Origin of the sequence: uncultured Desulfovibrio sp., from assembly GCF_902477725.1 — a bacterium.
Lineage (GTDB): Bacteria > Desulfobacterota > Desulfovibrionia > Desulfovibrionales > Desulfovibrionaceae > Desulfovibrio.
In genome coordinates, this window is the sequence record NZ_CABSIF010000006.1 from 211,919 (window position 1) to 238,045 (window position 26,127).

At 59.4% G+C, this 26,127-nt stretch carries 21 protein-coding genes; 10 read left to right on the plus strand and 11 right to left on the minus strand.

Annotated elements, in window-relative coordinates:
* The first annotated feature begins 34 nt into the window (after positions 1 to 34).
* Positions 35 to 1,468, plus strand: a complete 1,434-nt coding sequence (gene aldA / locus RDK48_RS07470) for an aldehyde dehydrogenase (RefSeq protein ID WP_298995251.1) — start codon at positions 35 to 37, stop codon at positions 1,466 to 1,468.
* A 79-nt stretch (positions 1,469 to 1,547) separates the two neighbouring features.
* On the opposite strand, the gene RDK48_RS07475 is transcribed toward aldA, so the two are convergent.
* Both RDK48_RS07475 and RDK48_RS07480 read right to left on the minus strand, forming a co-directional pair.
* Positions 1,548 to 1,895: a cupin domain-containing protein gene (locus RDK48_RS07475; protein WP_298995248.1), complete on the minus strand. Its 348-nt coding sequence runs from the start codon at positions 1,893 to 1,895 to the stop codon at positions 1,548 to 1,550.
* Between the two features lie 140 nt (positions 1,896 to 2,035).
* On the minus strand, positions 2,036 to 4,843 hold the full coding sequence (locus RDK48_RS07480; RefSeq protein WP_308587861.1) for a mechanosensitive ion channel domain-containing protein: 2,808 nt from the start codon (positions 4,841 to 4,843) through the stop codon (positions 2,036 to 2,038).
* Between the two features lie 119 nt (positions 4,844 to 4,962).
* Between RDK48_RS07480 and RDK48_RS07485 the strand changes: the two genes are divergently transcribed.
* Together RDK48_RS07485 and thiE are read left to right on the plus strand one after the other, a co-directional pair.
* The gene (locus tag RDK48_RS07485) at positions 4,963 to 6,009 is read left to right on the plus strand and encodes a DUF362 domain-containing protein (RefSeq protein WP_298995242.1); all 1,047 of its coding nucleotides are present in this window, start codon (positions 4,963 to 4,965) and stop codon (positions 6,007 to 6,009) included.
* Between the two features lie 17 nt (positions 6,010 to 6,026).
* On the plus strand, positions 6,027 to 6,674 hold the full coding sequence (gene thiE / locus RDK48_RS07490) for a thiamine phosphate synthase (RefSeq protein WP_298995239.1): 648 nt from the start codon (positions 6,027 to 6,029) through the stop codon (positions 6,672 to 6,674).
* A gap of 389 nt (positions 6,675 to 7,063) precedes the next feature.
* On the opposite strand, the gene RDK48_RS07495 is transcribed toward thiE, so the two are convergent.
* The 6 genes from RDK48_RS07495 to RDK48_RS07520 form a co-directional block, all read right to left on the minus strand.
* Positions 7,064 to 7,387, minus strand: a complete 324-nt coding sequence (locus RDK48_RS07495) for a hypothetical protein (RefSeq protein WP_298995235.1) — start codon at positions 7,385 to 7,387, stop codon at positions 7,064 to 7,066.
* 15 nt (positions 7,388 to 7,402) lie between these two features.
* A complete protein-coding gene (locus RDK48_RS07500; protein ID WP_298995231.1) occupies positions 7,403 to 8,008 on the minus strand; it encodes a hypothetical protein in 606 nt (201 codons plus the stop codon).
* 57 nt (positions 8,009 to 8,065) lie between these two features.
* Entirely contained in the window at positions 8,066 to 9,793 is a 1,728-nt protein-coding gene (locus tag RDK48_RS07505) for a glycosyltransferase family 9 protein (protein ID WP_298995229.1), read from the minus strand.
* Positions 9,794 to 9,805: 12 nt separating this feature from the next.
* Complete coding sequence (locus tag RDK48_RS07510) at positions 9,806 to 10,939, minus strand: hypothetical protein (RefSeq protein ID WP_298995226.1); 1,134 nt, start codon at positions 10,937 to 10,939, stop codon at positions 9,806 to 9,808.
* A gap of 240 nt (positions 10,940 to 11,179) precedes the next feature.
* A complete protein-coding gene (gene traT / locus RDK48_RS07515; protein WP_298995223.1) occupies positions 11,180 to 11,815 on the minus strand; it encodes a complement resistance protein TraT in 636 nt (211 codons plus the stop codon).
* Between the two features lie 124 nt (positions 11,816 to 11,939).
* Entirely contained in the window at positions 11,940 to 12,650 is a 711-nt protein-coding gene (locus tag RDK48_RS07520; RefSeq protein WP_298995220.1) for a hypothetical protein, read from the minus strand.
* Positions 12,651 to 13,044: 394 nt separating this feature from the next.
* Here RDK48_RS07520 and topA point away from each other — a divergent pair, with 394 nt between their 5' ends.
* The 7 genes from topA (at position 13,045) to RDK48_RS07555 (ending at position 24,377) form a co-directional block, all read left to right on the plus strand.
* Positions 13,045 to 15,285 (plus strand): type I DNA topoisomerase, encoded by a 2,241-nt coding sequence (gene topA / locus RDK48_RS07525; RefSeq protein ID WP_298995218.1) that lies wholly within the window; start codon positions 13,045 to 13,047, stop codon positions 15,283 to 15,285.
* The gene (locus RDK48_RS07530; RefSeq protein WP_298995215.1) at positions 15,278 to 16,438 is read left to right on the plus strand and encodes an XdhC family protein; all 1,161 of its coding nucleotides are present in this window, start codon (positions 15,278 to 15,280) and stop codon (positions 16,436 to 16,438) included. The genes topA and RDK48_RS07530 overlap by 8 nt, the downstream gene beginning before the upstream one ends.
* 216 nt (positions 16,439 to 16,654) lie before the next feature.
* On the plus strand, positions 16,655 to 17,296 hold the full coding sequence (locus RDK48_RS07535) for a thioredoxin (protein ID WP_298995212.1): 642 nt from the start codon (positions 16,655 to 16,657) through the stop codon (positions 17,294 to 17,296).
* A gap of 356 nt (positions 17,297 to 17,652) precedes the next feature.
* Positions 17,653 to 18,765, plus strand: a complete 1,113-nt coding sequence (locus tag RDK48_RS07540) for an efflux RND transporter periplasmic adaptor subunit (protein ID WP_298995209.1) — start codon at positions 17,653 to 17,655, stop codon at positions 18,763 to 18,765.
* Positions 18,766 to 18,772: 7 nt separating this feature from the next.
* Positions 18,773 to 21,979, plus strand: a complete 3,207-nt coding sequence (locus RDK48_RS07545) for an efflux RND transporter permease subunit (RefSeq protein ID WP_298995206.1) — start codon at positions 18,773 to 18,775, stop codon at positions 21,977 to 21,979.
* Positions 21,976 to 23,517, plus strand: a complete 1,542-nt coding sequence (locus RDK48_RS07550; protein ID WP_298995203.1) for an efflux transporter outer membrane subunit — start codon at positions 21,976 to 21,978, stop codon at positions 23,515 to 23,517. Before RDK48_RS07545 ends, RDK48_RS07550 begins: the two co-directional genes overlap by 4 nt.
* A 176-nt stretch (positions 23,518 to 23,693) precedes the next feature.
* The gene (locus RDK48_RS07555; protein ID WP_298995200.1) at positions 23,694 to 24,377 is read left to right on the plus strand and encodes a hypothetical protein; all 684 of its coding nucleotides are present in this window, start codon (positions 23,694 to 23,696) and stop codon (positions 24,375 to 24,377) included.
* Positions 24,378 to 24,466: 89 nt separating this feature from the next.
* Here RDK48_RS07555 and RDK48_RS07560 read toward each other — a convergent pair whose 3' ends face one another.
* The 3 genes from RDK48_RS07560 to fliL form a co-directional block, all read right to left on the minus strand.
* A complete protein-coding gene (locus RDK48_RS07560; RefSeq protein ID WP_298995197.1) occupies positions 24,467 to 24,892 on the minus strand; it encodes a hypothetical protein in 426 nt (141 codons plus the stop codon).
* Entirely contained in the window at positions 24,889 to 25,206 is a 318-nt protein-coding gene (locus RDK48_RS07565; RefSeq protein WP_298995194.1) for a hypothetical protein, read from the minus strand. The genes RDK48_RS07560 and RDK48_RS07565 overlap by 4 nt, the downstream gene beginning before the upstream one ends.
* A gap of 135 nt (positions 25,207 to 25,341) precedes the next feature.
* A complete protein-coding gene (fliL, locus tag RDK48_RS07570; protein ID WP_298995191.1) occupies positions 25,342 to 26,010 on the minus strand; it encodes a flagellar basal body-associated protein FliL in 669 nt (222 codons plus the stop codon).
* Positions 26,011 to 26,127 lie beyond the last annotated feature (117 nt).

A 26,127-nucleotide genomic window follows, 5' to 3' on the forward strand; every position in this document is an offset into this window, starting at 1 on the left:
GTGTGCCTATGCTTGCCCAAACCAAGGAGCAACCATGCGTACATACCAACAATTCATCAACGGCAAATTGGTTTCCCCTACAGGCTTTGCAATGATTGAAGTGGAGAACCCCTCCACAGGCAAAATAATGGCCCAGACGCCCAACGGCGGGCGTGAGGACGGGCTGGCGGCGCTTGCAGCCGCGCACAGGGCACAGGATGCCTGGGCGGCGCTTCCGGCGGTGGCCCGCGCCGGATACCTTAAAAAAATGGCGGATCTTATCCGCAAGCACCGGCTGGAACTTGGCCGCATCCTCGCCGAGGAACAGGCCAAAACCCACCCCCTGGCCCAAGTAGAAATCGACCTCACCGCCGAGTATTTTGACTACTATGCCGGATGGGCGCGCATCTACGAGGGCGAGATCATCCAGAGCGACCGCCCGCGCGAAAACATACTACTGTACCGCAAGCCCATTGGCGTTGTGGTGGGCATCTGCCCGTGGAACTTCCCCTTCTTTGTCATGGCGCGCAAGGTCGCCCCCTCGCTGCTGGTGGGCTGCACCACGGTTATCAAACCCAGCAGTATCGCCCCGGCCACGGTCATGCATTTTGCCAGCCTGCTTACGGAACTGGATCTGCCCGCTGGCGTGGTAAACTTTGTCACGGGCGGCGGCAGCACCCTGGGTGAGGCCCTTTCTTCCAGCTCCATGACCGACATGGTCAGCCTGACAGGCAGCGTGGAGGCCGGACAGCGCATCATTGCCGCTGGCGCGCAGAACATCATCAAGGTTTCGCTGGAACTGGGCGGCAAAGCCCCGGCCATTGTCTGCGCCGATGCGGATATGGATCTGGCGGTCAAGGCCGTTACGGCCTCGCGCACGGTCTTCAGCGGGCAGGTGTGCAACTGCGCGGAACGCCTCTATGTGCACGAAAGCGTGGCCGACATGTTCGCCGAAAAACTGGCGGCTGCCTTTGCCGCCGTGCGGCTGGGCAATCCTTTTGACGATCCGGCACCTGACATGTGCAGCCAGATCAGCGCCGAGCATCTTGAAAAGATCAGCGGCATGGTCAAGCGCGCGGAAGCGGACGGCGCGGAAGCCGTTGTCGGCGGCGCGCCCGCAGACCGCGATTCCGGCTACTTCTATACGCCCACCTTGCTGCGCAACTGCCGCCAGGACATGGAAATCGTGCGTAACGAAGTGTTTGGCCCTGTGCTGCCCATGATGACCTTCCATGATCTGGATGAAGCCCTGGCCCTTGCCAACGACTGCGACTACGGCCTGACGTCCTCCATCTACACCACCAACGTATCCACGGCCATGGAAGCGGTGAACCGCCTGAAGTTTGGCGAGACCTACGTGAACCGCGAAAACTTCGAGGCCATGCAGGGCTTCCACGCCGGCTGGCGCAAGTCGGGCATTGGCGGCGCGGACGGCAAGCACGGCCTCATGGAATACCTCCAGACCCATGTGGCCTATATTCAATATTAGCGGGTAATTGCAGACATGCTAAAACAGACGAGGCCCCTCAGTGAGGGGCCTCGTCTATTTCATATCAGGGGCGGCTTGCTTACTTGGTAAACAGAATCAGCGCCACCATCTTGAGATCCGTGGAGCCGGTATTGAGCAGGGCGTGGCTTTCACCATCGTTGCACACGGTCACGTCGCCGGCTTTGACGGGGGCTTCAACGCCGTTGTCGTTGTACATGCCTTCGCCTTCAAGGATATAGTATATCTCGATTTCGCCGTTGTGCTTGTGGTTGCCCACGGCACAGCCGGGCTTGAGAGTGCCGATGTTGAAGAGGCGGCCTTTGCCAGCCAGCCCGTTCTCATTGACTATCTTGGTAAAGTGGATGGCGCCCGGCCCGCCAAAAAGTTCCTTTTCAAAGCATTCCAGAGCATCAGCGCGGTTGATCATGGTGTTCTCCTGTGGTTCGGGCGCGGATGCGCCGGTTAAAACTGGGCTGCAAGAGCGTGTTTCCTTGTTTTGCAAGGTCCGCCCGCAATGCCCGCGTGATAACCGGGCATTGCTGCGGCGATCATTCGCGCGGTAGGCGCTTAGTTGGTGTTCTCGTCATCGTCCCCGTCATCGGGGGCTGCGGCTGGCGCATTTTTGGCGTCCGGCTTGCCCTTGGCACCGGCAGGTAGCACCTTGCGCGGACGGCGCGGCGCGCGTCTTTTGCTTGCGCGCGTCTTTGTCGGCGGTTGAAGCGCCCTTGTGCGCGGCGGCAGTTCCTTGATGTTCACATCAAGCTGCGGGAAGGCGATTTCAATGCTCTGTTCGCGGAATTCGCGTTCGATTTCCACGCGGATGTCCGAAGCTGTGGAAACAGATACGTCATAATCCCGCACCCAGAACTTCAGGCTGAAATCAAGTGTGCTGGCCCCAAAATCCGCAAAGGCCACGCTCGGCGGGGGATATTTGAGCACGTTGCTGTTGGCGTTGGCCGTGGCCAGCAGGATTTTCATCACCGCATTGGCATCGGAGCCATAGGCCACGCCGACCTTGATTTCCCTGCGCACGGTGCGGCTGTTGCGCGTCCAGTTGATAAGGCGGCTGGCCACAAATTCCGAGTTGGGGACAATGATCAGGGCATTGTCAAAGGTTTCCACCATGGTAGCGCGCACGCTGATTTTGCGCACGCGGCCCTGAGTGCCGCCCACTTCCACCACATCGCCCGCCTGGAGGGTGCGGCTGAAGATCAGTATCAGACCCGACAGGAAGTTATTGACGATGGTCTGCATGCCGAAACCGATACCGACAGAAAGACCACCGGCTACCATGGCAAGGTTGCTCAGTTCCATGCCTACGGCGCGCAGGGCGAACAGGCCGAAGCAGCACCACAGCGCATAGGTAAAGGCCGTCTGCATGGGAGGAATGAGCGTGGCGTCGATAGCCAGCCCCTGTTTGGGCAGTCGCGCCAGAAAGCGCGAACCCATGGCAACGGCCGTGCGCGTGAGGTAGAACATGGTGATGATAAGCAACAGGTGCACAACATTGAACTGCGTTGCGCCCACATTGACGCCGCGCAGAACATAATGCTGGAGCAGGTACATGCCGCCGGGCAATGTGCCAACCCACTGCGAAACCCCCACAAAGGCCGCAACCAGCACCACAGGGGCGGAGAGCGCCACGGCAAGGTGAGCAAGGGCTGCGCGTACGCCTTCCTGAGGCAGCTTGTCGTTGAGGCTGCTGACAAGAGACATGCCGCCCATGCAGAGTTGCAGGGCCAGCGAGCAGGAAACAAAGAGCAGGTACAGCACCATGCTGTAGATGTGCAGCCCGGCCAGGGTCAGCACAAGGCATATCCACAGCACAATGGGTTCGCATTCAAGCACGCTGGTTTCCACATGCATGGGGCCAAGATCAAGCTTGGGCCTGAGGTGCTGCCGCACGATGGAAATGATGACGATGCACAGCCAGATAACCAGCACCAGAGGCTTGGTCAGCGGCAGATAAAGCAGTACGTATGAACACAGCGTTGGCTGGATAAGTATCCAGAAGGGCGGCTTTTGGCGCGGCACCTCGGGGTATTTCAGCAGGCGCAGGTCCCATGCCAGATGTATCTGGGCCACAATGAGGCACAAGTTGCCCAGGGCCAGAAACAGTCGGAAGAACTCGCCGGATGCGGACATGGAACTGCCAAGAAATGCCAGCCCCACGCACAGCCAGGGCAGACTGACGCGGAAAACATGCCGCAGGGTGCTGTTTTCGTCCTTGTCCTGCGCGGCCCAGCGGCGGTACAGCAACACGGTGAGCACGCCGGTAAGCAGCAGGCCGAGGATAAAGCGCAGCACCGCCGTGCCCCAGCGCTCAAGCGTGACAGGAACTTCCACAGGCAGACGCAGGATCATGCCCTGAACGGAATAGTGCATCTGCCGCCCAAAGGCGGCCCATGCATCGGGGCTGAGCCAGGGCACCGGGCTTTGCAGATAATAGTTCTTCCATAGCAGGGGGATCTGGGCGTTGATCTCTTCCTGCATTTTTTCCAGCCGTTTGATAAGCGCCAGAGCAGGGGCAAGGGCCGAGTCGTACTGCGCCAGCACGGCTGTAAGGCGCAGCCGGGTGAGCGCCAACGTTTTGCCGTATTCCTGCATTTCAGGGCTAAGACTGCCATCGTGCAGGTCTTCAGGCATGCTGTCGGCCAGATAGCCCACGCGTTCCAGCAGGGCCTGGGCTTCGGTGCGCGCAGCCAGCACAGGGTCAAGCACCTTGCGCAGATCAAGCACCGTGGCCGTGATGCGACGGCTGACAGCTTCAACAGGGTTGGGCCAGTTTTTATACGTATTGAGCAGCACCAGCAGGCGCCGCGCTTCTTCCATAAAGGGCTGAACCTTCTGGCTCAGATTGGTTGACCGCTGGGCAAAGGTATCACCCATGGCCGTGGCCTTCTGGGTGATTTCATCGAGCATGGCCTTTTGCCCGCTCCAGACCATTTCCCAGGGATCGCGCAGGGGCAGGGTGGCGATGGCGGGTTCTTCGTTGGTGTCAACCTTGCCCTCAGCCTTGTCGCCAGCCTTTGGGTCGGCTTTTGCGTCGGCCTTGGCATCGGCTTTTGCGTCAGCCTTGGCGTCTGCTTTTGCATCAGCTTTTGCATCGGTTTTGGCGTCAGTCTTGGCGGCGGGCTTGTCGGCCTTGTCAGGTTTGTCTGCTTTGTCTGCTTTGTCTGCTTTGTCAGCCTTGTCGCCCTTGGGGGCGTCCTGTTTGGCGGCATCGGGTTTGGCAGTATCAGGCTTGGCAGTGTCTGCCTTGGGGGAATCCTGTTTGGCGGCGGGGGTCGGTTCCGCCGCAAATACGGCGGGAGAGGCCAGGGCACAGCACAGGGTCAATAAAAGGGCGGTTATCAGCAATTTGGGTGCGTGCATGGAATCCTCAGATTACAGTCGGTTGTCCCTGAAGGTGGATGCCCTTCCATACGTCAAGAAAGGCCGTTTGAAAAGGCCGCGGTCTTTACAAGGTGCCGGACGGGCGGCATAGTCCGGGCATGGAAAACGGCATCAATATCCCGCCTGCCGGGCTGGAAAACAGCCCTGTCGCCGCCCCGGCTTCATTGCCCGTGGCCTTGTTGCAGCAAGAGGATTACCATGATCCCGGCTTGGGCAGGGCTGTGGGCGGCGTCATGGACGCTGCCCGCCTGACGGAGCTTTGCCCCTTGCGCCCCGGTGCGCGCGTACTGGTAAAGCCCAACCTTTTGCTGGCAAAACCCCTGGCTTGCGCTTCGCCGCAGGTTGTGGCCGCCGTATGCGCCTGGCTTATGGATCACGGGGCGCGAGTGCGTGTGGCGGATTCGCCGGGTTTTGGGCGTGCGGCCTCCGTGGCCCGGGCTGTGGGGCTTGAGGCGGCTTTGCGCCCTCTGGGCCTTGAAGTTGAAGAGATCGGCCCTGCGGAGCCGGTGCCTCTGCCCCTCGAGGGAGAAGCGGCGCAAAAGGCTGGTTTGCAGGCGGGCGGATCGCGCTTTCATGTGGCGCGTCTGGCGCTTGAGAGCGATTTTATTGTGTCGGTTCCCCGGGTCAAGGCCCATGCGCAGATGCTGGTGACGCTCTCCGTCAAAAACTGTTTTGGTTGCGTGCGCGGCCTGCACAAGGCTTTTGCCCACGCCCGCGAGGGGCGCGACCCCCTGTTTTTTGCCGACTGCCTTGCCGCGCTATGGGCGGCCTTGCCCCCTGTTGCCGCAGTTGCGGACGGCGTTACGGCCATGCACGTTACAGGGCCGAGCAACGGCAGCCCTTATGCACTGGGCGTGGTCGGGGCCAGCGCCTCAGCCGTGGCGCTGGACGAAGCGCTGTATGCCGTATTGGGCCTTGCGCCGCAGGATGTGCCTCTGGGTGCGGCCTTGTGCCGCCGCCAGGCCTGGGGCAGCGCCCCGGCAGAAGGGCATGACGGCATTCGGGCTGTCTTTCCCCTGCGAAGTCCCGGGGATTTTTCATCCGAAGGATTTCAGTTGCCAGCGGAGCTTTCGCACACGTCCTTTCATCCTGCCCGCTTTGTACACAGTTGTTTTCGCCGCATTGTTGCGGCGTTCAGAAAATAGCCGCCAAGGAGCCTCATATGCCCAGAATCCTGCCTGGAGAAACGGATATTTATGCCATCACGGATGCCGGTCTTTCACTGGGAAGGCCGCTTGAAGAAGTTGTTTCCGCCCTTATGGGGGCGGGTGTGCGCATTTTGCAATATCGCGAAAAAAAGCTGAAATCCGGTGCCATGCTGGAGGAATGCCGCCTGTTGCGGCGGCTGACCAAGGAGGCCGGAGCCTGCTTTATCGTCAACGACCACGTGGATATCGCCATGCTGGTGCAGGCCGACGGCGTGCATGTGGGGCAGGAGGATTTGCCTGTCCCCGACGTGCGCAGCCTTGTGGGGCCGGAAATGATCGTCGGCCTTTCCACCCATCTGCCGGAACAGGCCCGGGAAGCCCGCAGCCTTGGCGCGGACTACATCGGCGTGGGGCCGATCTTTGCCACCAACACCAAGGAAGACGTGGTTGATCCCGTTGGGTACGAGTATCTGGACTGGGTTGCCCGCAATGGGGATTTGCCCTTTGTGGCCATTGGCGGCATCAAGCGGCATAACATTGCGGAAGTCGCGCGACACGGTGCGCGCTGCTGCTCGCTTGTGAGCGAACTGGTCGGCGCGCCCGACATACGCACCAGAGTGGAAGATGTGCGCAAGGCCATGCGTGAAGGCATGGTGGGGTAGGGCCTGTTTCTAAATAATTCTTTTGGCCGATCACTGCGTCATCCAGCATTTTTTACTCCAGTCATGGACAAAAAGCGCTGCTGTCTTTATCCGTAGCTTCCTGCGTCGCAACGGCTAAAGCGAGTCCACTCCTGTCGTAAAAAACACTGTTTTCCTTGTCCTCGGCGCAAAATCTTTTATTTAGAAACAGCCCCTAGATGTAATGTTCCAACACGTTGTTCACCCTCCCTAAATCGGTAAAGCTGGAGTTACCAGACAACAACAAACCGAGTGAAGGGAAGGGTGAGCAACGTGTTGACACTCTACACCTGGAGCGGGCCAGCCCCAAAAAAAGTGGCGGCACACGCTGTTGCGTATGCCGCCATCTATGATTCAGAACGCATGGTGTGCTATTGCAGCGCCTGGCCCACTGCCCTGTGGTAGCCGCGCATGCGGCGACTTTCGAGGCGTGAGCGTTGCAGCTGCGACCTGATTTCGCTGTGCGCCCTGGTGGCAAGTTCCGTCAGTTGATCCTGCACACGGGCCAGTTCAATCAGGTGAGTTTTGTACTGGTCGGCCTGGCTGTCTTCCAGCATGTGCCAAGCCATGCTGGTCACTTCGCCCCGCCTTTCGGCAAGCTCGACCGCCCTGTCGTATGCGCCGTCCTCCAGTGCCGCCATTTCCAGGCGGGCAAGGTTCAGCGCTTCATCAAGAAGGCATACTCCCTGATTCATGCAAGCTCCTGAGGCCTATTGGGCCATGTGTTCGGCAACCTGCTTGTGCAGAATCTCGCTGGTGGCGCGCCAATCGTCGCACAGCGGGATGAATTCATATTCAAGCAGGTCTGCCAGAAGAATCCAGTCTTCGTTTTCCAGCACGTCGCCCATTTCAGAAAGCAAGCTGGAAAATTTTTCGGTTTTTTCGGCAAAATCGGGCAGAGCGCCATCCGTGTAGTTGGTGCGCAGTTCGCCCAGCATGCCCATGAAGTCGCGGGTCACGTCCAGCAGATCCTGAAAAAGTTCCAGGGCGTCCGTGTCAGAGGCGGCGCGGAATAACCGGGCCACTTCGCGCGAGCCGTGGGCCATCATCTGGGCAACCTTGCCCAATTCGGCGGACATATCCACAGCCATTTCAGCCATGGGCACGGAGCGCACCTCAATGGAAGAAATTTCGGAGCAGGCGATGTCTTCGGCCTGATGCGGATAGATCTCGGAAAACGCTTCGTTGTTTACCAGAACGTCCGTTACCACGCGGTTGACCATCTGGTCTTCCTGCATGACATCCTTGAGCAGTTCTTCAAGGTTGGCAAAGGTAGAAATACTTTTTTCGCTTTGTGAGCCGTCTATGATTATCATTCCAGTTCCCTCCTCTCCCCACAGGGAAGATTTTACCGTAATGTGTTCTGAGTATATTTAAGCAAATGACGTGCCATCGGTAAATTTATGGCGCCAGATAACGAAATGCGCGCCAAGCTGGGCAGTAAGCTCCAGCAGGTCGTCCAGCCGGTCGCCGCGTTCCTGGCGCAGTTCACGCCAGAAGGCTCCCAATGAGCGCAGCTCGGGGCAGGCATCAAGAACCGTTTGCAGGCGTTCGCAATTACGCAAAAACAATTGCCCTGCCTTGGGGCTCCTGCCCAGCAGTTGCCCTTGTTGCGTAAGCATTTCAAAAAGTTGTGCGGCCTGCTCCAGCGATGCCGCCATGCGTTGCGCAAATCCGGCAGAAAACGCGGCAGCCGGGCCGTCCACATGTGCTGTGCCGTGCGCAGATGCTGAAGGGGCATTTTCTTCAGACAGACAGGTGTCTGCGCTCTGTTGCTCCACAGCTGCGGGCCGGGCGGCATCGTCCAGTTCGTCAAGTATCTGACGCCAGAAAATCCGCTGCTGCGCAAGCCATAGGCTGCGATCTTCGGCGGCGTGCCTCGTAAGGCAGCGCACGGTCATAAATCCCTTGTCGTCCTGCTCCGTCAGCCATACGCGGGCCTCGTGCCCCACAAGGTCGAGTGGGGCGGCATCCCAGCGGCCAGCGTCAAGCCACGACAGGGCGAGGGATTCCACGCTCCGGGGGCTGACATGCGTCACACACGCCAGATTATTGGGGCAGGGGCGGCCAAAGGGGCAGGGATGGCAGGGCAGGGCAGGTTCCAGGCAGCAGCATCCGGGCAGATAGGGGCCGGTGTCGCAGGGCTGGGCCGTGGCAAGGAATATGGCCAGGCAGGGCACCCCAAGGCCAGCAGCTAGATGCATGGTGCCGGTATCGTTGGTAAACAACAATTTTGACCGGCGCAGCAAAGCCGCCAGTTGGGTAAGATTGGTCTTGCCCACGGCATCCACCCAATGGCTTTGGGCAGCCTGTGCATAGGCCTCGGCCAGCGGGCGTTCGGCAGGTGAGCCAAGCAGCACCGGGCAGAGCTTACGCTCGCGCCACAGCCGGTCGCCCACCTCGGCAAAAAAATGTGCGGGCCACTGCCGCCGTGCTTCACTTGCGCCCAACTGCATGGCCACAAAACCGCATGTCTCTGGCGGAGCCCCGGCAAGCAGGGCATCCGCCGCATCCTGGGCATCCTGCGGCGGATCGGCCAGCCCTTGGCGAGTCTGCACGGCTGCGGCTGCTGGTGTGTGCGGCGCGCCAACCATGCGGAACATATCCGCAATATTGAAGGGAGCGCTTAGACGGTTTGTAGCGCCGCTGTTCAGGAATGTGGACCAGATGCCCCTGTTCTGCCCAAAACCGTGCGCGTCAAGGCAGAAACCGCGAATTTCGGCCTGCCCGTCCGCCTGCCCGCCAGCCAGCAGGCCTGTGAGCAGCCGCGCAGGCAGGGTGGTAGTCAGGTTGACAACGCAGCCGGGCCTGGCTTCGCTCCTGACGGCGCGGGCAAATTCCAGCAGAAGGGCCGTTGCAATGCGCCAATCCTTGTCCATGTCGGCCATGAGCCGCGCGCCGGGCAGGGGCCAGGTGCGCTCCACATGGCGCAGCAGGGGCTGGGCGCTGGAGAAATTGTCCAGACACACCAGATGTACAGTCTGGCCCTGACGATGCAGATCCTCAATGAGGGGCTGGCATTGCAGAAGGTCGCCAAATCGCGTCAGGTTGATGACCAGTGTGGTGCCTGAGCGGTCAGCCGCAGAGCTGGTGGTCTCCATTGCTTGGCCGCCTTATGCCAGCGCCGAGGTTTTGCCGCCGTTCAGAAGGTTCAGGGCCAGGGCCTTTTCCTGCTTGAAGCGGTTGGCCACGGCTGCCTGAATATTGCTGTCGGAAGATCCAAACTGCCCCACGCGTATGTTGTACACGTTGTTGATGAGGTTGCGTTCATAGGCCGCATCGGTCGGTTTGCCGCTCATGGCGTGCGCCCGCTCGAAAATGCGGGCCGCGCCCGCAGGGCCGTGCTGCACGGATGTGCTCCAGATAACCTCGCGCATGGCTGTGGAAACCTTGTCGGGGTTCAGCCCGATGCGTTGCGCAATGGAATCCAGTGCGGGTTTGTAATGGCTCTGACGCACAAAGGCCTCCTGAAGATCCTCAAAACGCTGCGGCTGTTCGCTGGCGATGGCGCGCCAGGTGTCGGGCATGGCGCCCTTGCGGCTGCCGGTATTGCCGGGGCCGGAGGAACGCAGGCGCTTGGAAAGATCAGGCGCTTCTGTATCCAGAAAATCCAGAAAATCCTTCAGGCTGCCCGCGCGTGACGATACCTGATACTTACCGTAGGAGGTGCCGCCGTTGCGGTCATAGCCCACGGCGGCAATGCCGTCGCTGCCAGACTCAAAGCGGGCTGAAAGCTGACCGAGCTCCATGTCCTCGACCTTATGCGAGGCCTTGGTGCGGGCCTGAGCCTGGGGCTGGGTGCGCGAATGGACAAAATCGCCCATGCTGAGCCCCTTGACGCGGTTGTCCATGGCGCTGGTCATGGAGCGCAGATGCCGGGCAGTACCCATGCTGCGGGCAAGATCAAGGGTGGAGTTGCCGCCGGATACTGTTTGCATGAGGCTGTCAATGGCCTTGGTCTGCCGCATGTCGGTTTCTGCCTTGCTGAATACCTGCGTGCGGGCAAGATCGCTTGGCGAGCGCCCTGCCAGTACCATGCCCTGCTGCCCCATGTTCCCGGCCAGGGCCATGCCTGTGCGCTGCGTTTCGGCAGTGCTGGCGTTTTCCGCATTGGTGGTCTGGCCGCTCATGATGTTGGCAAAGGACGCGGGGTTTCCGGCCTGCGCAGGCGCAGTGCGGCGTGGAGCTCCCGCCTGGGCCTTTTGTGCATCAGATGGGGGGCGGATCAGAAAATTGGAAAGTGCCATGTGTTCCTCCTGCGGGGCTGAGGCTCCGCGTTGAGGAAAAAGCAAGTACAGTGCCAACTCTGGATATGCGCGGGTAAAACGACAGGTTATATTTTGCGGATCGGGCCTGCGCCGGAATGCTGACGCTGGCGCAGGAACCAGTCCGGGCCGCCGTCAATAACAAGGGCAACCGACTCTGTCGGTTGCCCTTGGGAAAGACAATGGGGTGGGAGTCAGGCCGGGCCTTCCGCGCGGAAGCAGCTACTGCTTGGCGGGTTGGGTTGGTGCTTCTTCGGTGTTGGCGCGGTGAACGGAAGTCGCCAGTTCCTTGGCAAGGGTTTCGGCAAAGACCGGGGGCATGCCCGCGCCCGTCTTGAATTCCTGATGGACGAGCAGGGCAATGCGCATCTGGCTGCTGCCAACGGCATTGCGTTTGCCAATGTTTTTGAGGTTTGTGCGGCGGGAACCCTGAGTGCTGGGGACATGGCGCTGCACCAGCAATACATCCGCCACCATGGCGGTGCCGCCCTTGCCGCTCAGTTGCGAGGGGGCGTCATACCCGGCAGTCACCACCTGACGGGCGGTTTCCGGTGCGGTTGTTCCGGCAGCGAGCACTACAATCTGAAGAATGTAGCCAGCCTCGCTGGGGTTTGGCACTACCGTGTAGCCCTTGCGTTGCAGCCATGTTTCCACCTGGGTGCGCAGGCCGAAAATCTTGTTGGTATTGTCGCGCACGTTGACATAAACCGCCGGATGGATGTTCACATCGGCTTCCGGCTCCTCAATCTGGCCCTGGCGCAGCACTTCCACACGTGCGGCGTCCGCCGGTTGGCGCACGCACCCGCACAGGGAGGCAAATGCCAGGCACAGCATCAGAATATAACGGATAAAGGACATACGGCTCCTTTGAGATGCCGCCGCCAAAAAGGCGCGGATCTGAGTTGTATTCGGGGGGGGGAGATAGTATTTGCGACCAGCCTCGCCGGGCGAGGGCCGGAATGCGGATAGCGTTGGCGCGAAATCAGGAGCGCAGCGACTCGAGAATTTTTCGGCTTAATGTGTCCTCTAGGGCGGGCAGGATTTCCTCCTTGCCCATGTTGGCTCCTTCAGCGCGCACCGTGGTGCGGTGCATGTCCGCATCTGACGGTTCCCGTCCGTTGCGGCCCACGCCTACAAGAGCTTTCATTCCCCATATTTTGCTTTTGCCGGAACTGTCCAGCAGGGCCACGCCCAGGCCAAGGGCCGCTCCGGCACCTGCCCCCCAGGCTGCCCCGCTTCTGCCGCCGGTTGTGCCGCCAAGCAGCACGCCCAGCATGGCTCCGGTGGCGGTTGAACCCAGGGCATGTCCTGCGCTCACAGGCGCGTTGCGCGAACCCAGAGGGTAGATGTCCTCCACCTTCACGCGTATGAGCAGGTCTGCCTTTTGCGCCGAATCGGCGGGGGTCAGATCTTTTTCGCTCTGTAAATAACTCGTGAGCATGGATTCAAAGTCGGCGTTAAACGAGGCGTCGCCGCCGCTCACTGTCACGTGCACGGTCTGCCCTTTGCGCACCTGCACACTTTGCAGCGGCGCATCAGAAACGTCTGCATCTCTGCTTGGCTGCGCTTCGGAATCTGCGGCAGGTGGGGTGCCCGGCTGCTCCTGATGCGTGGCGCAACCCGCGCCAAAAGCAAGCAGGGTCAGCAGGCACAGAACAGCGGCAAAGTTACGTGGCAGAAAACAGATTGGCATATGCTTCCTTGCAATTTTGAACGACACTATCATAAATAGCGCAGATTGGCCTTGCTGTCCAGTTTGGCACGGTTGGCCCCAGGGTAAGCGGTGTTGGCGCATGGCACTGAGACAGGTCGGGACTTGACAAATGCTTCGTACTTGACGCTATTGGTTGTGTCGCGCATGGCCGCCAACGGGGCGTTATGGCGCTGCAATGGATTTTGGCAACGAAAAATAATCGTTGCGAGGGCGTGTTGCGTTGCGATTGCACGTAAGAAAAATTGCGCGAAAACGCCGCGCTGGCAACCATATAAGTGACGGTGCAGGGTGCGGGCGGCAGCCACGCGATGGCGTGAGCGTTAACAGGGCCGCGCGTCTTTTGCCGGCAAGCACGAGATAACCGAGGGGCAGCATGGGCAAACAGCTTATCATTGTGGAATCACCCGCCAAGGTGAAGACCATCAAGAAGTTTCTGGGGCCGCAGTACATGGTGCAGGCCAGTGTTGGCCATGTGCGCGACCTGCCGTCCAGCTCGCTTGGTGTGGACGAAGCCAACGACTTTGCGCCGCACTACGAGGTTATAGACAATAAAAAGAATGTGGTCAGCGAACTCCGCGCTGCCGCTTCCAAAGCCGATACCGTATATCTTGCGCCCGACCCCGACCGTGAGGGAGAGGCCATTGCCTGGCATGTAGCGGAGCTTATCCGCGACAAAGCCAAGGACATCAAACGTATCCAGTTCAACGAGATCACGGCCAAGGCGGTGAAAGAAGCCCTGGCGCATCCGCGCGAGCTCAACGGGCATCTTTTTGACGCCCAGCAGGCCCGCCGTGTGCTGGACCGTCTGGTGGGCTACAAAATTTCGCCCCTGCTGTGGAAGTCCATCAAGCGCGGTATTTCTGCCGGGCGTGTGCAGTCAGTGGCCCTGCGCCTCATCGTTGAGCGCGAGGAGGCCCGCGAGGTCTTCAAGCCCGAAGAATACTGGCTGTTCAAGGCTCTGCTGGCTGCGGACGTTCCGCCGCCCTTCAAGGCCGAGCTTGCCAAGGTGGGCGGCAAAAAGGCTGTGGTCAGCAATGCGGCCCAGGCCAAGGATATTGAAGACGCCATGGCGGGCAAGCCCTTTGTGGTGGAAAGCGTGGAAGAAAAAGAGCGCGAACGCGCTCCGCAGCCGCCTTTCATTACCTCAACCTTGCAGCAGGCTGCCAACCAGCGCCTCTCGTACACGGCCAAGCGCACCATGAATATTGCCCAGCGTCTGTACGAAGGCGTTGAACTGGGCGACAGGGGGCTTACGGCCCTCATCACTTACATGCGTACCGACTCCACACGCATTGCCGATGAAGCCCGCGATGCGGCCAAGGCCTTTATTGAAGGCAGTTTTGGCAAGGAATATCTGCCCAAGCGGGCCAGGGTCTACAAGGCCAAGGGCGGCGCGCAGGACGCGCATGAAGCCATCCGCCCTGTTGACGTGGCCATCACGCCAGATGAGGTGAAAACTCACCTGCCGCCGGAGCAGTACAATCTTTATCGGCTCATCTGGTCGCGCTTTGTGGCCTCGCAGATGGCCGGGGCGCGCTTTCACGACACCACGGCCAGTATTGCCTGCGCGCATACGCAGTGGAAAGCCAAGGGCGAGCGCCTGTTGTTCCCCGGTTTTCTGGCGGCCATGCCGCGCGGCAAGGATGAGGCGGACGCTGAGCTGCCGCCCCTGACCGCTGGGCAGACGCTCACGCTCGAAAAGCTCGACAAGGAACAGAAGTTCACCCAGCCCCCGGCCCGCTTCAGCGAAGCAAGCCTTGTGCGCGAGCTGGAAGAACTGGGCATCGGGCGTCCTTCAACCTATGCGGCCATTATTTCCACCCTTCAGGACAGGGAATACGTGAGCCTGAAGGAACGCCATTTTGTGCCCACCGACCTTGGGCGCGTGGTATGCACCCAGCTTGTGGAGCATTTCGGCAAGCTCATGGACGTGGGTTTCACCGCTCAGATGGAAGAAAACCTGGACAAGGTGGCCGAAGGTCAGGAACAGTGGGTCGAACTGCTGCGGCGTTTTTCGGAAGATTTCAATCCCACGCTGGCGGCTGCGTCCAAAAATATGAAGAGCCTCAAGGGGGGCATGCCCGCGAACCTGCCCTGCCCGGAGTGCGGCAAGGATCTGCTCATCAAGTTTGGCAAGGCCGGGGCTTTTCTGGCCTGTTCGGGCTATCCGGAATGCCGCTACACCAGCAATTTTGAACGCACGGAAGACGGCACCGTGGAAGCCGTGGCCCAGGAAAAACCCCAGTATGAAAAGGTGGGGGACTGCCCGCAGTGCGGCAAAGACCTGGTGATCAAGAAGTCCCGCACGGGCAGCAGCTTCATTGCCTGCACGGGCTATCCCGATTGCAAGTACGCGGCTCCGCTTTCCACCGGGGTGCCTTGCCCGCGTTGCGGCAAGGGCTCGCTGGTTGAAAAAAGCACCAAGCGCGGCAAGATATTCTATTCATGCGACCAGTACCCGCAGTGTGATTTTGCCCTGTGGGACAAACCCGTGCCCGGCCCCTGCCCACGGTGCAATTCGCCCTATCTGATTGAAAAGAAAAGCCGCGATGGCGCAAAGGTCATCTGCCCTGTCAAAGGGTGCGGCTATGTGAAGGAGGATGGAGATGGGTAAGAAAAACGAGGCCTCTCTGTTGCCTTCAAACGGCGAAGGCCCCAAGGGCACGCCGGAATCTCTGGTGACAACCCCGTGGGAAGACACGCTTGAAGCCCGCGCCGCGGCCCTGCTGACGGGGGGCGAACCTCTGGTGCTTGTGACTGTGGTGAGCCGCACAGGCTCTGCCCCGCGCGAAGCCGGAACCCGCGCCCTTCAGACGCGCAACGGATTTGAAGGAACAGTGGGCGGCGGCCTGCTTGAAGCCCGCGCCATGGAAGCGGCCCGCAACAGCCTTGCAAGCGGCCTTTCTGCGCGTGTTTCGTGCGACATGAGCGGCTTTACGCCCAACAGCGACATGATCTGCGGCGGCGGTATGGAAGTACTGTGCGAGGTGCTCGCACCACGTCAGGCTGAAATGTTCGCCCTTGCGGCAGAGGTGCTGCGGCTGGGCGGTCGGGGCGCATGGCTGGTTGAACTGCGCCAGGACGGCGTTTCGCTGCATGGCGAGGCGGAAACCCCGCAGCGGCGGCTGTTTGTGGACGCCTTGCCGGAGCATGCCGTTCAGCCCGAAGGCGTGACCCTGGGGCTGGACGCGGTAAACTCCCAGCTTGAGACGCGCAAGGGCCGCCCTGGCCTGGTAGACGTGGACGGACGCATCTTTTACGTGGAACCTCTGGATGCGCCACCTGTGCTCCTGCTGTGCGGCGGCGGGCACGTGTCGCTGGAAGTTGCGCGGCTGGCCCATTCTTGCGGCTTTGTGGTGGATGTGGTCGATGACCGCGAAGAGTTTTCCAATGCGGGGCGCTTCCCCATGGCCCGCCATTGCCGGGTTTTGCCGGGCTACGAAAATCTTGTGCAGACCTGCGACATCGGGCGCAGACATTTTGTGGCCATTATCACGCGCGGGCACAGTTTTGACCGTGAGGCCTTGGCTCAGGCCCTGACAAGTCATGCCCAGTATGTGGGGATGATCGGCAGCAGAACCAAGCGCGAACAGGTCTATGCCGCTTTGCGCAAGCAGGGTGTGCCGGATGCGGAACTGGCTGCCGTATGCTGCCCCATTGGCCTTTCTATAGAGGCGGAAACCCCGCAGCAGATTGCAGTTTCCATCGTGGCCGAACTGCTGGCCGCCCGTGCCGGAACCCTGATGCGCCTGCGGTTTGACGACTAGAGCAGCTGACAATGAAATGAGTTAGCTGCTTGGCAAGAATTTTTTTGAAAATTCTTGCCGCGAAATGCGGGCAGGCAGGCTTTTGCCTTCTGTTGGCGTCTTTCAGGTGCTAACTGGCCCTGAAAGGCGAATGTGCGCCGCTCCACCGCGCAGTTGCCTGCTGCCGGATTGCCGAGTGCGCAGATACTTCATCCCTTACCCTCCAAGGCGCTTTGCATGACCCTTACAATTGTCGCCCTGCTGTTCCTCCTGCTTGTAGGCATTTATATAAATGCCAGGATGCGTACTGCGCGCCATCTGCGCTGCATCGCAGAGGAGAAGGGCGATATTGCCAGGGCCTCCGGCATGACGGCCAGCATTGGCGTTTTTTATCCTGATGTAAGCGCCACCGTTGTTATGGGCGTTTCTGAGGAAATCGGGGCGTGTTATTACCGTGTGCTGCGCGACGGCAAGGTCATCAACCGCAGCCGTATCAATCTGGCCAACATCAAGCGTGTGGAACTGTTGATCAACGGCGATGTGCGCAAGGTGGGTATTTCATCCGCCCAGGCCACCAGTTTCCTCAAGGCCACCGACGTGGCAGGCAGAATACTTACCCAGTATTCCCCGGCAGACCTGCGCGTCATGCTGCGTGCTGGCCTGCGGATTGTCTTTATGGGCGAAAATGGCGCAGAGAAGCAGCTTGAGATAACAGTGCTGCGCATGACTGACGAGCGTCACAAGTTCAAGCGCATGGAGCTGTTCAAGGATACCGTATGGTGGGTGGTCTTTCTGGACAGCGCAAGCGCCAATGCCAGACACATCAGGGAGTACTTTGAGAAGAGTGAAACCCCTGATTCTGATGGAGAATTTTTCTAAAAAAATAGCTAGTAATTTCAGTATGTTATAAAAAAATACCCCGATATCGTAACTACTTGAAATTACAAAGAATAATCACCATCAACATTTGGCTGCCCACCCGCCCGATACATTGCTTTTTGGCGTGAACTGTGCTTTTTAAAGGGGTGGTTTACTGCAATTGTCGATGAGTTTATCAGGCTGGGGCCGTATGACGCCCCCAACGCGTCATGAGGCGCTTGTTCGCGCCAAATCTTTCATGCTGATCCCCCCCAGGAACGACGTTTAGCGATGACCCGTCTCGGTGGAAAATTAAGCCACCGCCGTTACGCCGTGCGTGTTTTGAGCGCCGTGCGCCACGCCATATGGAGTTATTCATGAGTATCAGATCTATTGCAAAAATTTCAGTTGTATTGGGGCTTTGCCTTGCCCTTGTCGCCTGCGAGAGCGACAAAAAAGGACAGCCCGACATGCGCTTGCCGGTGTCGGCTGTTGAAGTAACCGTTGCCGATGCCTCCTGGCCCAGCCAGTTCCAGGCGCAGGCCTCAGGTTCACGCGCTGTTGAAGTGCGCGCCCGCGTTCAGGGTATTATTGAAAAGCGTCTGTATAACGAAGGCGATTTCGTAAAGGCCGGACAGCAGATGTTCCAGCTTGAACGCGACCAGTACGAAGCCCAGGTACAGCAGGCGCAGGCCCAGTACGTGAACGCGGAACGTGAATGGAAGCGCATTCGCCCTCTGTACGAAAAGAACGCCGTTTCGCAGAAAGACCGCGATTCTGCCTTGGCCGCGTATGACAGCGCCAAGGCATCCCTGCGTCAGGCCAAGATCAATCTGGATTACTGCCAGGTGGTGGCTCCTGTTTCCGGCTACAGCAGCAAGGAAAACTACACCCCCGGTAACCTGGTGAGCAACAACTCGCTGCTTACCTATGTGAACCAGACAGACCCCATGTACATTGACTTTTCCATTGCCGCCCCTGACCGCATGCTGCGCCAGCAGCTTGCAGCCTCGGGCATCCTGGTGTTCCCGAAGGACAACCGCTACAAGGCCAGGTTGCGCCTGCTGGACGGCACCATGTACGGCACGGAAGGCGAAGTGACCTTTATCGATAGCCAGGTGCAGCCCACCACGGGCGTTATCAAGGCCCGCGCGGTGTTTCCCAATGCCGACGGGCAGATTATGCCCGGGCAGTATGTGCGCCTGTTTGTGGAAGGCGACATCCTCAAGAACGCCATTCTTATTCCGCAAAAGTGCGTTATCGTGACCCAGAAGGGTACCGTGGTCATGGGGCTGGACAAGGACGACAAAGTCTACGCCATTCCCATCACTGTGACTGTGGCTGTGGGAGATCAATATCTGGTGGGTTCCGGCCTCAAGGGTGGGGAGCGCATCATCAGTGAAGGTATCATCAAAGCCCGTCCCGGGACTCAAGTGCGCGTGCAGCAAGCCGGTGGGCAGCAGCCCCAGGATGCCGCGCCGAAGAAGTAGGTAGCATATGGCTGTTTCTACAAAGCCGAATTTCTTTTTGCGCAGGCCGGTTCTGTCGGCCGTTATCTCCATTGTCATAACCCTGGTGGGCGCGCTGGCCATGAAGGCCCTGCCCATCGCACAATACCCCGACCTTGTGCCGCCCACGGTCAACGTGAGCGTGTCATACCCCGGCGCTTCTGCGGAAACCATTGCCTCCACGGTTCTGGCTCCCCTCGAAGTGAATATCAACGGTGTGGAAAACATGCTCTACATGACTTCCATTGCCGCTTCGGGTTCCGGCTCGGGCAACATCAACGTGTACTTCAAGCTGGGCAGTGATGCCAACATGGCCCTGGTCAACGTTAACAACAAGGTTAACCTGGCCCAGGCCACCTTGCCGGAAGATGTGCGCAGGCAGGGCGTCACGGTCGTCAAGCGTTCACCCGCCATGTTGCAGGTGTTCTGTTTCTATTCGCCCGACGGGCGCTATAGCGACGTGTTCATCCACAACTGGGCCCAGGTCAACGTTGTTGACGAACTCAAACGCATCAACGGCGTGGGCGACTGCTCGCTTTTTGGCAGCATGGACTACTCCATGCGTATCTGGCTGCAGCCGGACAAGCTTGCCAAGTACGGCATTACCACAAAGCAGGTAACCTCGGCCATTCAGGAGCAGAACTCGCAGTATGCCCCTGGCCGTTTGGGCGACATGCCCACGGCCGACTCCACCCAGCTTACCTGGCAGATCGATACCCAGGGCCGCCTTGTAACGCCTGAAGAATTTGGTGAAATCATCATCCGCTCCGGCGATGACAGCGCCATGCTGCGGCTCAAGGATGTGGCGCGTATAGAACTGGGCGGCAAGGACTACAGCGTTCTTTCCAGCTACAACGGCATGGGTGCCCGCATGGGCGCCGTGTATCTGTTGCCGGGCGCCAACGCCATCGCCACCGGCGATATGGTAAAGGCCAAGCTGGAGGACATTGCCTCGCGCATGCCCGATGGTCTGGCTTACACCCTGCTGGTGGACAACAACGACTTCGTTATCGAATCCATCAAGGAAGTGGTGAGCACCCTGGTCGAAGCCATGATCCTGGTGTTCATCGTTGTTTACGTCTTTCTGCAAAACTGGCGCGCCACGCTCATTCCCTGCATTGCCGTACCTGTATCCATTATCGGCACGTTCGCGGGTCTGTACGCCTTTGGCTACACCATCAACACGCTTACGCTGTTCGCTCTGGTGCTTGCCATCGGTATCGTGGTGGACGACGCCATCGTTGTGCTTGAAAACGTTGAACGTATCATGAGCTCGGAGCATCTGCCGCCCAGGGAGGCGACAGCAAAGGCCATGAACGAAGTCACGGCCCCGGTTATCGCCATTGTGCTTGTGCTGTGCGCCGTGTTTATCCCTGTTTCGTTCATGGGCGGCCTTGCGGGGCAGATGTACAAGCAGTTTGCCATTACGATCTCGGTATCGGTGGTGCTTTCGGGCATTGTGGCGCTGACGCTCACTCCGGCGCTCTGCGCCCTGCTGCTCAAGCCGCATGCCCATGACCACACGCCTGCCAAGGGCTTTGTGTGGTTCAACTATGTGTTTGGTCGCATTACCCGCCGCTATGTAAACGCCGTGCGTTTTGTCAAAGCCTCCGCCTGGCGTGCGCTGGCGCTCTGCGTAGTCATGGTTCTGTGCATCGTGGGGCTGTTCCGCGTAGTGCCCGGCGGCCTTGTGCCGGATGAAGACCAGGGCTACCTGCTTGGTCTGGCCATTCTGGACGATGGCGCGGCCCAGCCCCGCACCCGCGCGGTCAACAAGGTGCTTACCGACTTCATGCTTAAAAACCCTGCGGTTTTGAGCGTGGGTACGCTCTCCGGTCTGGACATCACCTCCATGGCTGCCAAGAGTAACTACGGCACCTTCTTTGCCCTGCTCAAGCCCTGGGGAGAACGCAAGGATCCCAAGGATGCAGCCAGCGTCATCGTGAACACCGTGGGCGCTGTAACCGTGATGCAGCCCGAGGCCTTTATCTTGGGCTTTACGCCGCCGCCCATCAGCGGCATGAGTAATACCGGTGGTTTTGAAGGCTATGTGCAGATGCGCGGCAGCGGCAGCCTCAAGGACATGGAAGAAGCTGCCAACAAGCTGGTGCTTGAAGTGACCTCCAAAAATGCCGACGGCAAGCCCAAATACCCGGCAGTGGGCATGGTGCGCAACCTCTTCACTACTGGTTCGCCCCAGCTCTACGCCAACCTTGACCGCGAACGCTGCAAGGATATGGGCATCAGCATCGCCGATGTGTATTCGGCCATGAGCGCCACCTTCGGCAGTTCATACGTCAACGACTTCAACCTCATGGGCCGCACCTTCCAGGTACGCTTGCAGGCTGAGGCGGATACTCGTGTGCTGCCTGAAAGCCTCAACGACATATACGTGCCCAATAAAAATGGCGAGATGGTGCCCCTGACTGCGGTAATGACCCTTGAACGCCGCACAGCTCCGCAGGTTGTGGAACGCTACAACGTGTTCCCGGCGGCCCACATCATGGGTGCGCCCTCGCCTGGGTATTCTTCGGGCCAGGCCCTCAGCGAAATGGAAAAAGCCGCTTCTGTGGTCTTGTCCTCCGATTATCAGCTGGGCTGGGTTGGTACCGCCCTTCAGGAAAAGCTGGCAAGCGCCGACACCACTGTCATTTTTGTGCTGGCGCTGGTCATGGTCTTCCTGATTCTTGCAGCACAATATGAATCGTGGTCGTTGCCGCTTTCAGTGCTCACGGCAGTGCCTTTTGGTGTGTTCGGTGCTTTGGTGGCGACCTGGGGTCGCGGGCTTTCCAACGACATCTACTTCCAGGTGGCACTAGTGACCCTGGTTGGTCTGGCGGCTAAAAACGCCATCCTTATCGTGGAATTCGCTGTTGAGGCCTGGCGCGCCGGGCGAAGCCTTGATGCGGCGGCCATCCACGCATCCAAGCTGCGTTTCCGGCCCATCGTGATGACCTCGCTTGCCTTTATCCTCGGCTGCGTGCCGTTGGCCATCAGCACGGGCGCGGGCGCAAACAGCCGCCACGCCATCGGCACGGCGGTCATCGGCGGCATGCTGGCGGCAACGTGCATCGCCACGCTGTTTGTGCCGTTCTTCTTTAAGGCCATCATGCAACTCTCACTGAAACTGCAGGGCAAAACTGATCCCAATGCGGGCAGGGACCACCTTGCGGAAGACCAGGAGGACGACATATGAGCGCTTCCGGCAAGGCCCCGGGCATAATGCTCAAGACACCTGCATTGGTGCTGATGCTGGCCATGCTGCTTTCGGCATGCTCTCTTGCTCCGCGCTATGACAGGCCGGAGCAGGAAATGCCCAAGCAGTGGCGGGCAGTGGATATGGGTTCAGCGCCCCTGCATACCGACTGGTGGAACAGGTTTAACGATCCTGTGCTGTCAGAACTGGTTGAAGAAGCGCTGAAGAACAACCAGGATCTGGCCGAATCCATGGCCAAGATCGAATCTGCCGCCGCGAAGGTGGGTGTAGGCACAGCCGCGTTGATGCCCGTCATCAACGGCACCGGTTCCGCCGCCGCTCAGGGCGCATCAGAAAAAGCCGCCAATACGGTGCCTTTTGACCAGAGCAAGATGTCCCGTTCTACCACCGCCTACCAGGGTGCGCTGAGCGCCTCCTGGGAGCTGGATTTCTGGGGCAAGATCCGCAACCAGTACACCATGCTCAGCGATATCCTGATGAACACGGTCATTGGGCACGAAGCTCTCCGCCTCTCGGTGGCTGGGCAGACGGCCCAGGGGTACTTTGCCCTGCTGGCGCAGGACATGCAGCTTGATACGGCCCGGCGCACCCTGAAATCGCGTGAGCAATCATTCCAGATTTATACCGCCCGCTACAAGCAGGGAGATATAACCGAGCTTGACTGGCAGCGCGCCCGTGCAGAGGTGGAAACCGCCCGCGCCCAGGTGCACACCAGCACCGTGGATGTGGACAAGGCTGAGGCTGGCCTGGCCGTACTGCTTGGCCGTTCGCCCCGCGACATAATGGATCGGGCCATGAAGCGCGGACAGGGCATCCACATGTTGCCCGCGCCGCCTGTGCTGCCCGCTGGTCTGCCTTCTGATCTTCTGGAGCGTCGGCCTGACGTGCGCGCAGCAGAATTCAGCATCATGGCCTACAATGCCAATATCGGCGTTGCCCGCGCGCAGTTCTTCCCCTCCATTTCCCTTACGGGCATGCTGGGTTCCCTGAGCGCTTCCATGGGCAACCTCTTTACCGGTCCCGCTGGTACATGGAGCTATGGCGCAAGCGGCACCGTGCCATTGCTGGATTTTGGCAGCAACTGGTATAACCTCAAGGATGCCGAAGCCCAGAAAAAGGCAGCCATCGCCGTGTACCGCAAAACCGTGCAGACTGCCTTTGAGGACATCCGTACGGCGCTTACCTCGCAGCGCGAGGCTGACCACATCGTGCGCAGCATGCAGGTGCAGGTTGAAAGCCTGCGGCGTGCCGCCCAGATTGCTGGCCTGCAATACGACAACGGCTATACGGACTACCTGACGGTGCTGGACGCAGAGCGTCAGCTTTTTGCTGCCGAACTGCGGTTGGCGACAGCGCTGCGCGACAGGCTTGATAGCGTGGTCAGCGTGTGCATGGCCCTTGGCGGCGGCTGGCAGGACCCCGGCACAAGCCCCAGCTTCCCCGTGGTGAACACAGAAAAGCTGTTGCAGGAGCAGGCTGGCGGGCGGGCAAGCGCGCCTGCGGCTAAATCCGAATAACACACGAACCCAAGCGGCATGCTGCCGCTGACCGATAAACAGTGGGGGAGGCGTCTGACGGCGTTTCCCCCACTGTGCGTTTGCGTGCATATTCGGCCCGTATCTGGGAATTGAAGTCAGTCCTGCCCGCTCGCGGGGCTTTACAGAAGGGGCAGGCCTGTCGTAAAGGGAAAAACATGGATAAGAAGTTGCCCCTGATTTTCCTTTCTCTTTGCGTTGCGCTGGGCTTGTGCTGCTCTGCGCCTGATTTGGCATGCGCCAAGGAAAATCCGGCTTCGCCAGAGCAGACCGACATAAGTGCCCCCCAGATTGCCCCAAAAGGCTCCAGAGCCAAGCGTTCTGGTGAAAAAAAGGGGGTCTCTGCCAAGGCAAACCGGCGCGAAAGCAAGCAGAAGGAAAAGAACTCCAAAGGTATTCACGCGCCAGCGTGGGCGTTTGGCGGCGAGGCGCAGAGCCGAGATGCATGGCGGGAAGGCACAAGCTCCAACGATTTGCAAAAGCGGGCCGTGGGGGATGACGCGCCCAAGGAAAAATCAGTAAATACCACGGCCAGCATCAATTCCGCCCTCAAGGGGCCACTGGCAAAAGAAGAACACAAAAGCGGCATGGCAGTGAGCGTGGGGCAGGAAGACTCCGCGTGGCGGAAGAAGGGGCAGCATGAAATAGAGGCTGACGAAAACATCCCTATGCAGAGCCGCCATGTTGTACGGGCCTATGCGGACGTAGACGCGGGCGATGACCTGAGCATCAGGGTCGGGCCTGAGCTGATCCTCAAGGATGAGCAGCGCGAGCGGACCAATGCCAACAAGCAGCCGGAATCAGCACTGGGGCTGGGCATGCAGTTCAAGCTTGACTTCTAGCCTGGTCGCCCTGAGTAAGCGATTGTTTGTCTGGGAAGGTAGGCTTGCATCAGGAATAGCCGCACAGCAACTGCAACGCTGTATGAGCGTTACTGAACGTTCTGCGCAAGGATAAGATCCACTTCATCCACGCTGAGGCCAGCGTTTTTGGCGATCTGCCTATTGTTCAAGCCTTTGCGGTGGCCATTCAAAATCAGTTCCCGCAAAAACTGGGGCGAGCGGCTGATGCCCTCGGCCTGTTCCAGCAGACGGCGCAGTTCATGCGTCCGCGCTTCGAGCTTTTCATCCAGATTCCGCAATTCTGCCTGTCGTTGGGCAAACGTAGCCACAATTTCCTTTTCCAGCCGAGCGTTCATTTCTATGCGCGCCAGCAGGCTGTCCTGATTGCCCTGCAAGGCGTTGAGCAGGGCTTCCGACCGGCGCAAGCGCAGGTAGAAAACAAGCACACCGCCAAGTATGGCAAGCTCGAAGAGGGAAAAGAGCATGATAAGTGCGTAAAGCAGGGTGTCGTTCATACTTTTATGTTCAAAAGGTTGCCCACAAGCGGGGATGAAGTTTCACCCGATGGGGCTTCCGGTTCAGGGGGGGGCCGCCGCCTTCTGCGGCTGCCAAAATGGGGTGCGCCCTGGTGATCGGCATCCGGGGTCAGCGCCGTCTGGCTCCCAGGTTCTGTGCGTGCTACCTGTTGCTGCTCCTGCTTTGCCATGGCGGCAGCAATAACGCGCGACATTGCAGCCGATGCCTGCGGGGCGACAGCAGCGGCATTGCTTATGGATGTGCCCAGGCTGGTCTGGGCATACAGCACGGCCATGGTGGCGTCAACGCTCATGGAGGCCTCCTGTTGCCGGTTCCGGGGGCCTGTACGACCATTCAGAGGGTCGCGTGTGCAGCAGCGGGTTATGCTTGCGCCGCGCAACGGGCGCTGGCGTTTGCGGGCTTCACTGCCCGACAGCTGCTGCTGTGGCTATTCGTTCAGATAACTCTCAAACAAAATGTCATCAATGCGCCCCTGCGTCAGGTAATCGTTCAGCACCCCGCTGAGGTCTTTTTTTATGGTAGCCGTATTGGCCGGATTCAGCAAAAATTCGTCCGACTTGCTGCTCAGGTAATAATACAGGGCATCACGCAGAGGAATGAGCTTGTGGTCAATCTCCATGCCGACCCTGGGGCTTTGACTGACTGTTGAAAATTTGCAGATCAAAAAGCGCGCGCCAGTGGGTGTTTGCCGGGGGATAACAAATGGCGCCAGTTCCTTGACGCTGTCAGGCTGGGCAGTGGGCGTTTTTGCAGAAGGCACCACGATGACCTCTGGCTTGATTGGCTCCGGAGGCAGCGGCGGGGGAGTGCGCAGTACAAACCACCAGATTGCAGCGCCTGCCACAAGCAGCACGAGCAGGCCAGCAGCGGCAGCAATGATCAGAAGCTTTTTTTTCTTCTTGAGTGGTTCGGCCCCATCTTCGGCTACCTGAAGTGGGGCTTCCTCGGTTTTGGCCGGGGGAGGAGGCGCCTGTTCCACAAGGAACGGGGCATCGTCAAGATCAAGTTCGACCTTGCGCAGGCTTGTATCCTGGCTGACCGCAACCTGAAGTTCATCCTTGACGGGGGCGTCTTTCAAATCCTGCTTTTCAGCCACGCGCCTCTCCTGACAAACACGGCCTGTTCATCTGTTCCATGCCGTGACCAGCATTACACGACCGCAACCACTAAGAACAAAAAACCCGCCCCGAACCAGGTGAGCGCATGCAGCGCT

Bases quoted from the DNA above. Each gene is read 5' to 3' on its own strand.
- RDK48_RS07550 (WP_298995203.1), top strand. From the start codon at position 21,976: ATGAGCGCTTCCGGCAAGGCCCCGGGCATAATGCTCAAGACACCTGCA.
- RDK48_RS07535 (WP_298995212.1), top strand. From the start codon at position 16,655: ATGACCCTTACAATTGTCGCCCTGCTGTTCCTCCTGCTTGTAGGCATT.
- RDK48_RS07565 (WP_298995194.1), bottom strand. From the start codon at position 25,206: ATGAGCGTTGACGCCACCATGGCCGTGCTGTATGCCCAGACCAGCCTG.
- thiE (WP_298995239.1), top strand. From the start codon at position 6,027: ATGCCCAGAATCCTGCCTGGAGAAACGGATATTTATGCCATCACGGAT.
- RDK48_RS07520 (WP_298995220.1), bottom strand. From the start codon at position 12,650: ATGCCAATCTGTTTTCTGCCACGTAACTTTGCCGCTGTTCTGTGCCTG.
- topA (WP_298995218.1), top strand. From the start codon at position 13,045: ATGGGCAAACAGCTTATCATTGTGGAATCACCCGCCAAGGTGAAGACC.
- RDK48_RS07560 (WP_298995197.1), bottom strand. From the start codon at position 24,892: ATGAACGACACCCTGCTTTACGCACTTATCATGCTCTTTTCCCTCTTC.
- aldA (WP_298995251.1), top strand. From the start codon at position 35: ATGCGTACATACCAACAATTCATCAACGGCAAATTGGTTTCCCCTACA.
- RDK48_RS07540 (WP_298995209.1), top strand. From the start codon at position 17,653: ATGAGTATCAGATCTATTGCAAAAATTTCAGTTGTATTGGGGCTTTGC.
- RDK48_RS07495 (WP_298995235.1), bottom strand. From the start codon at position 7,387: ATGAATCAGGGAGTATGCCTTCTTGATGAAGCGCTGAACCTTGCCCGC.
- RDK48_RS07475 (WP_298995248.1), bottom strand. From the start codon at position 1,895: ATGATCAACCGCGCTGATGCTCTGGAATGCTTTGAAAAGGAACTTTTT.
- RDK48_RS07510 (WP_298995226.1), bottom strand. From the start codon at position 10,939: ATGGCACTTTCCAATTTTCTGATCCGCCCCCCATCTGATGCACAAAAG.
- RDK48_RS07545 (WP_298995206.1), top strand. From the start codon at position 18,773: ATGGCTGTTTCTACAAAGCCGAATTTCTTTTTGCGCAGGCCGGTTCTG.
- RDK48_RS07500 (WP_298995231.1), bottom strand. From the start codon at position 8,008: ATGATAATCATAGACGGCTCACAAAGCGAAAAAAGTATTTCTACCTTT.
- traT (WP_298995223.1), bottom strand. From the start codon at position 11,815: ATGTCCTTTATCCGTTATATTCTGATGCTGTGCCTGGCATTTGCCTCC.
- RDK48_RS07480 (WP_308587861.1), bottom strand. From the start codon at position 4,843: ATGCACGCACCCAAATTGCTGATAACCGCCCTTTTATTGACCCTGTGC.
- RDK48_RS07485 (WP_298995242.1), top strand. From the start codon at position 4,963: ATGGAAAACGGCATCAATATCCCGCCTGCCGGGCTGGAAAACAGCCCT.
- RDK48_RS07555 (WP_298995200.1), top strand. From the start codon at position 23,694: ATGGATAAGAAGTTGCCCCTGATTTTCCTTTCTCTTTGCGTTGCGCTG.
- RDK48_RS07530 (WP_298995215.1), top strand. From the start codon at position 15,278: ATGGGTAAGAAAAACGAGGCCTCTCTGTTGCCTTCAAACGGCGAAGGC.
- RDK48_RS07505 (WP_298995229.1), bottom strand. From the start codon at position 9,793: ATGGAGACCACCAGCTCTGCGGCTGACCGCTCAGGCACCACACTGGTC.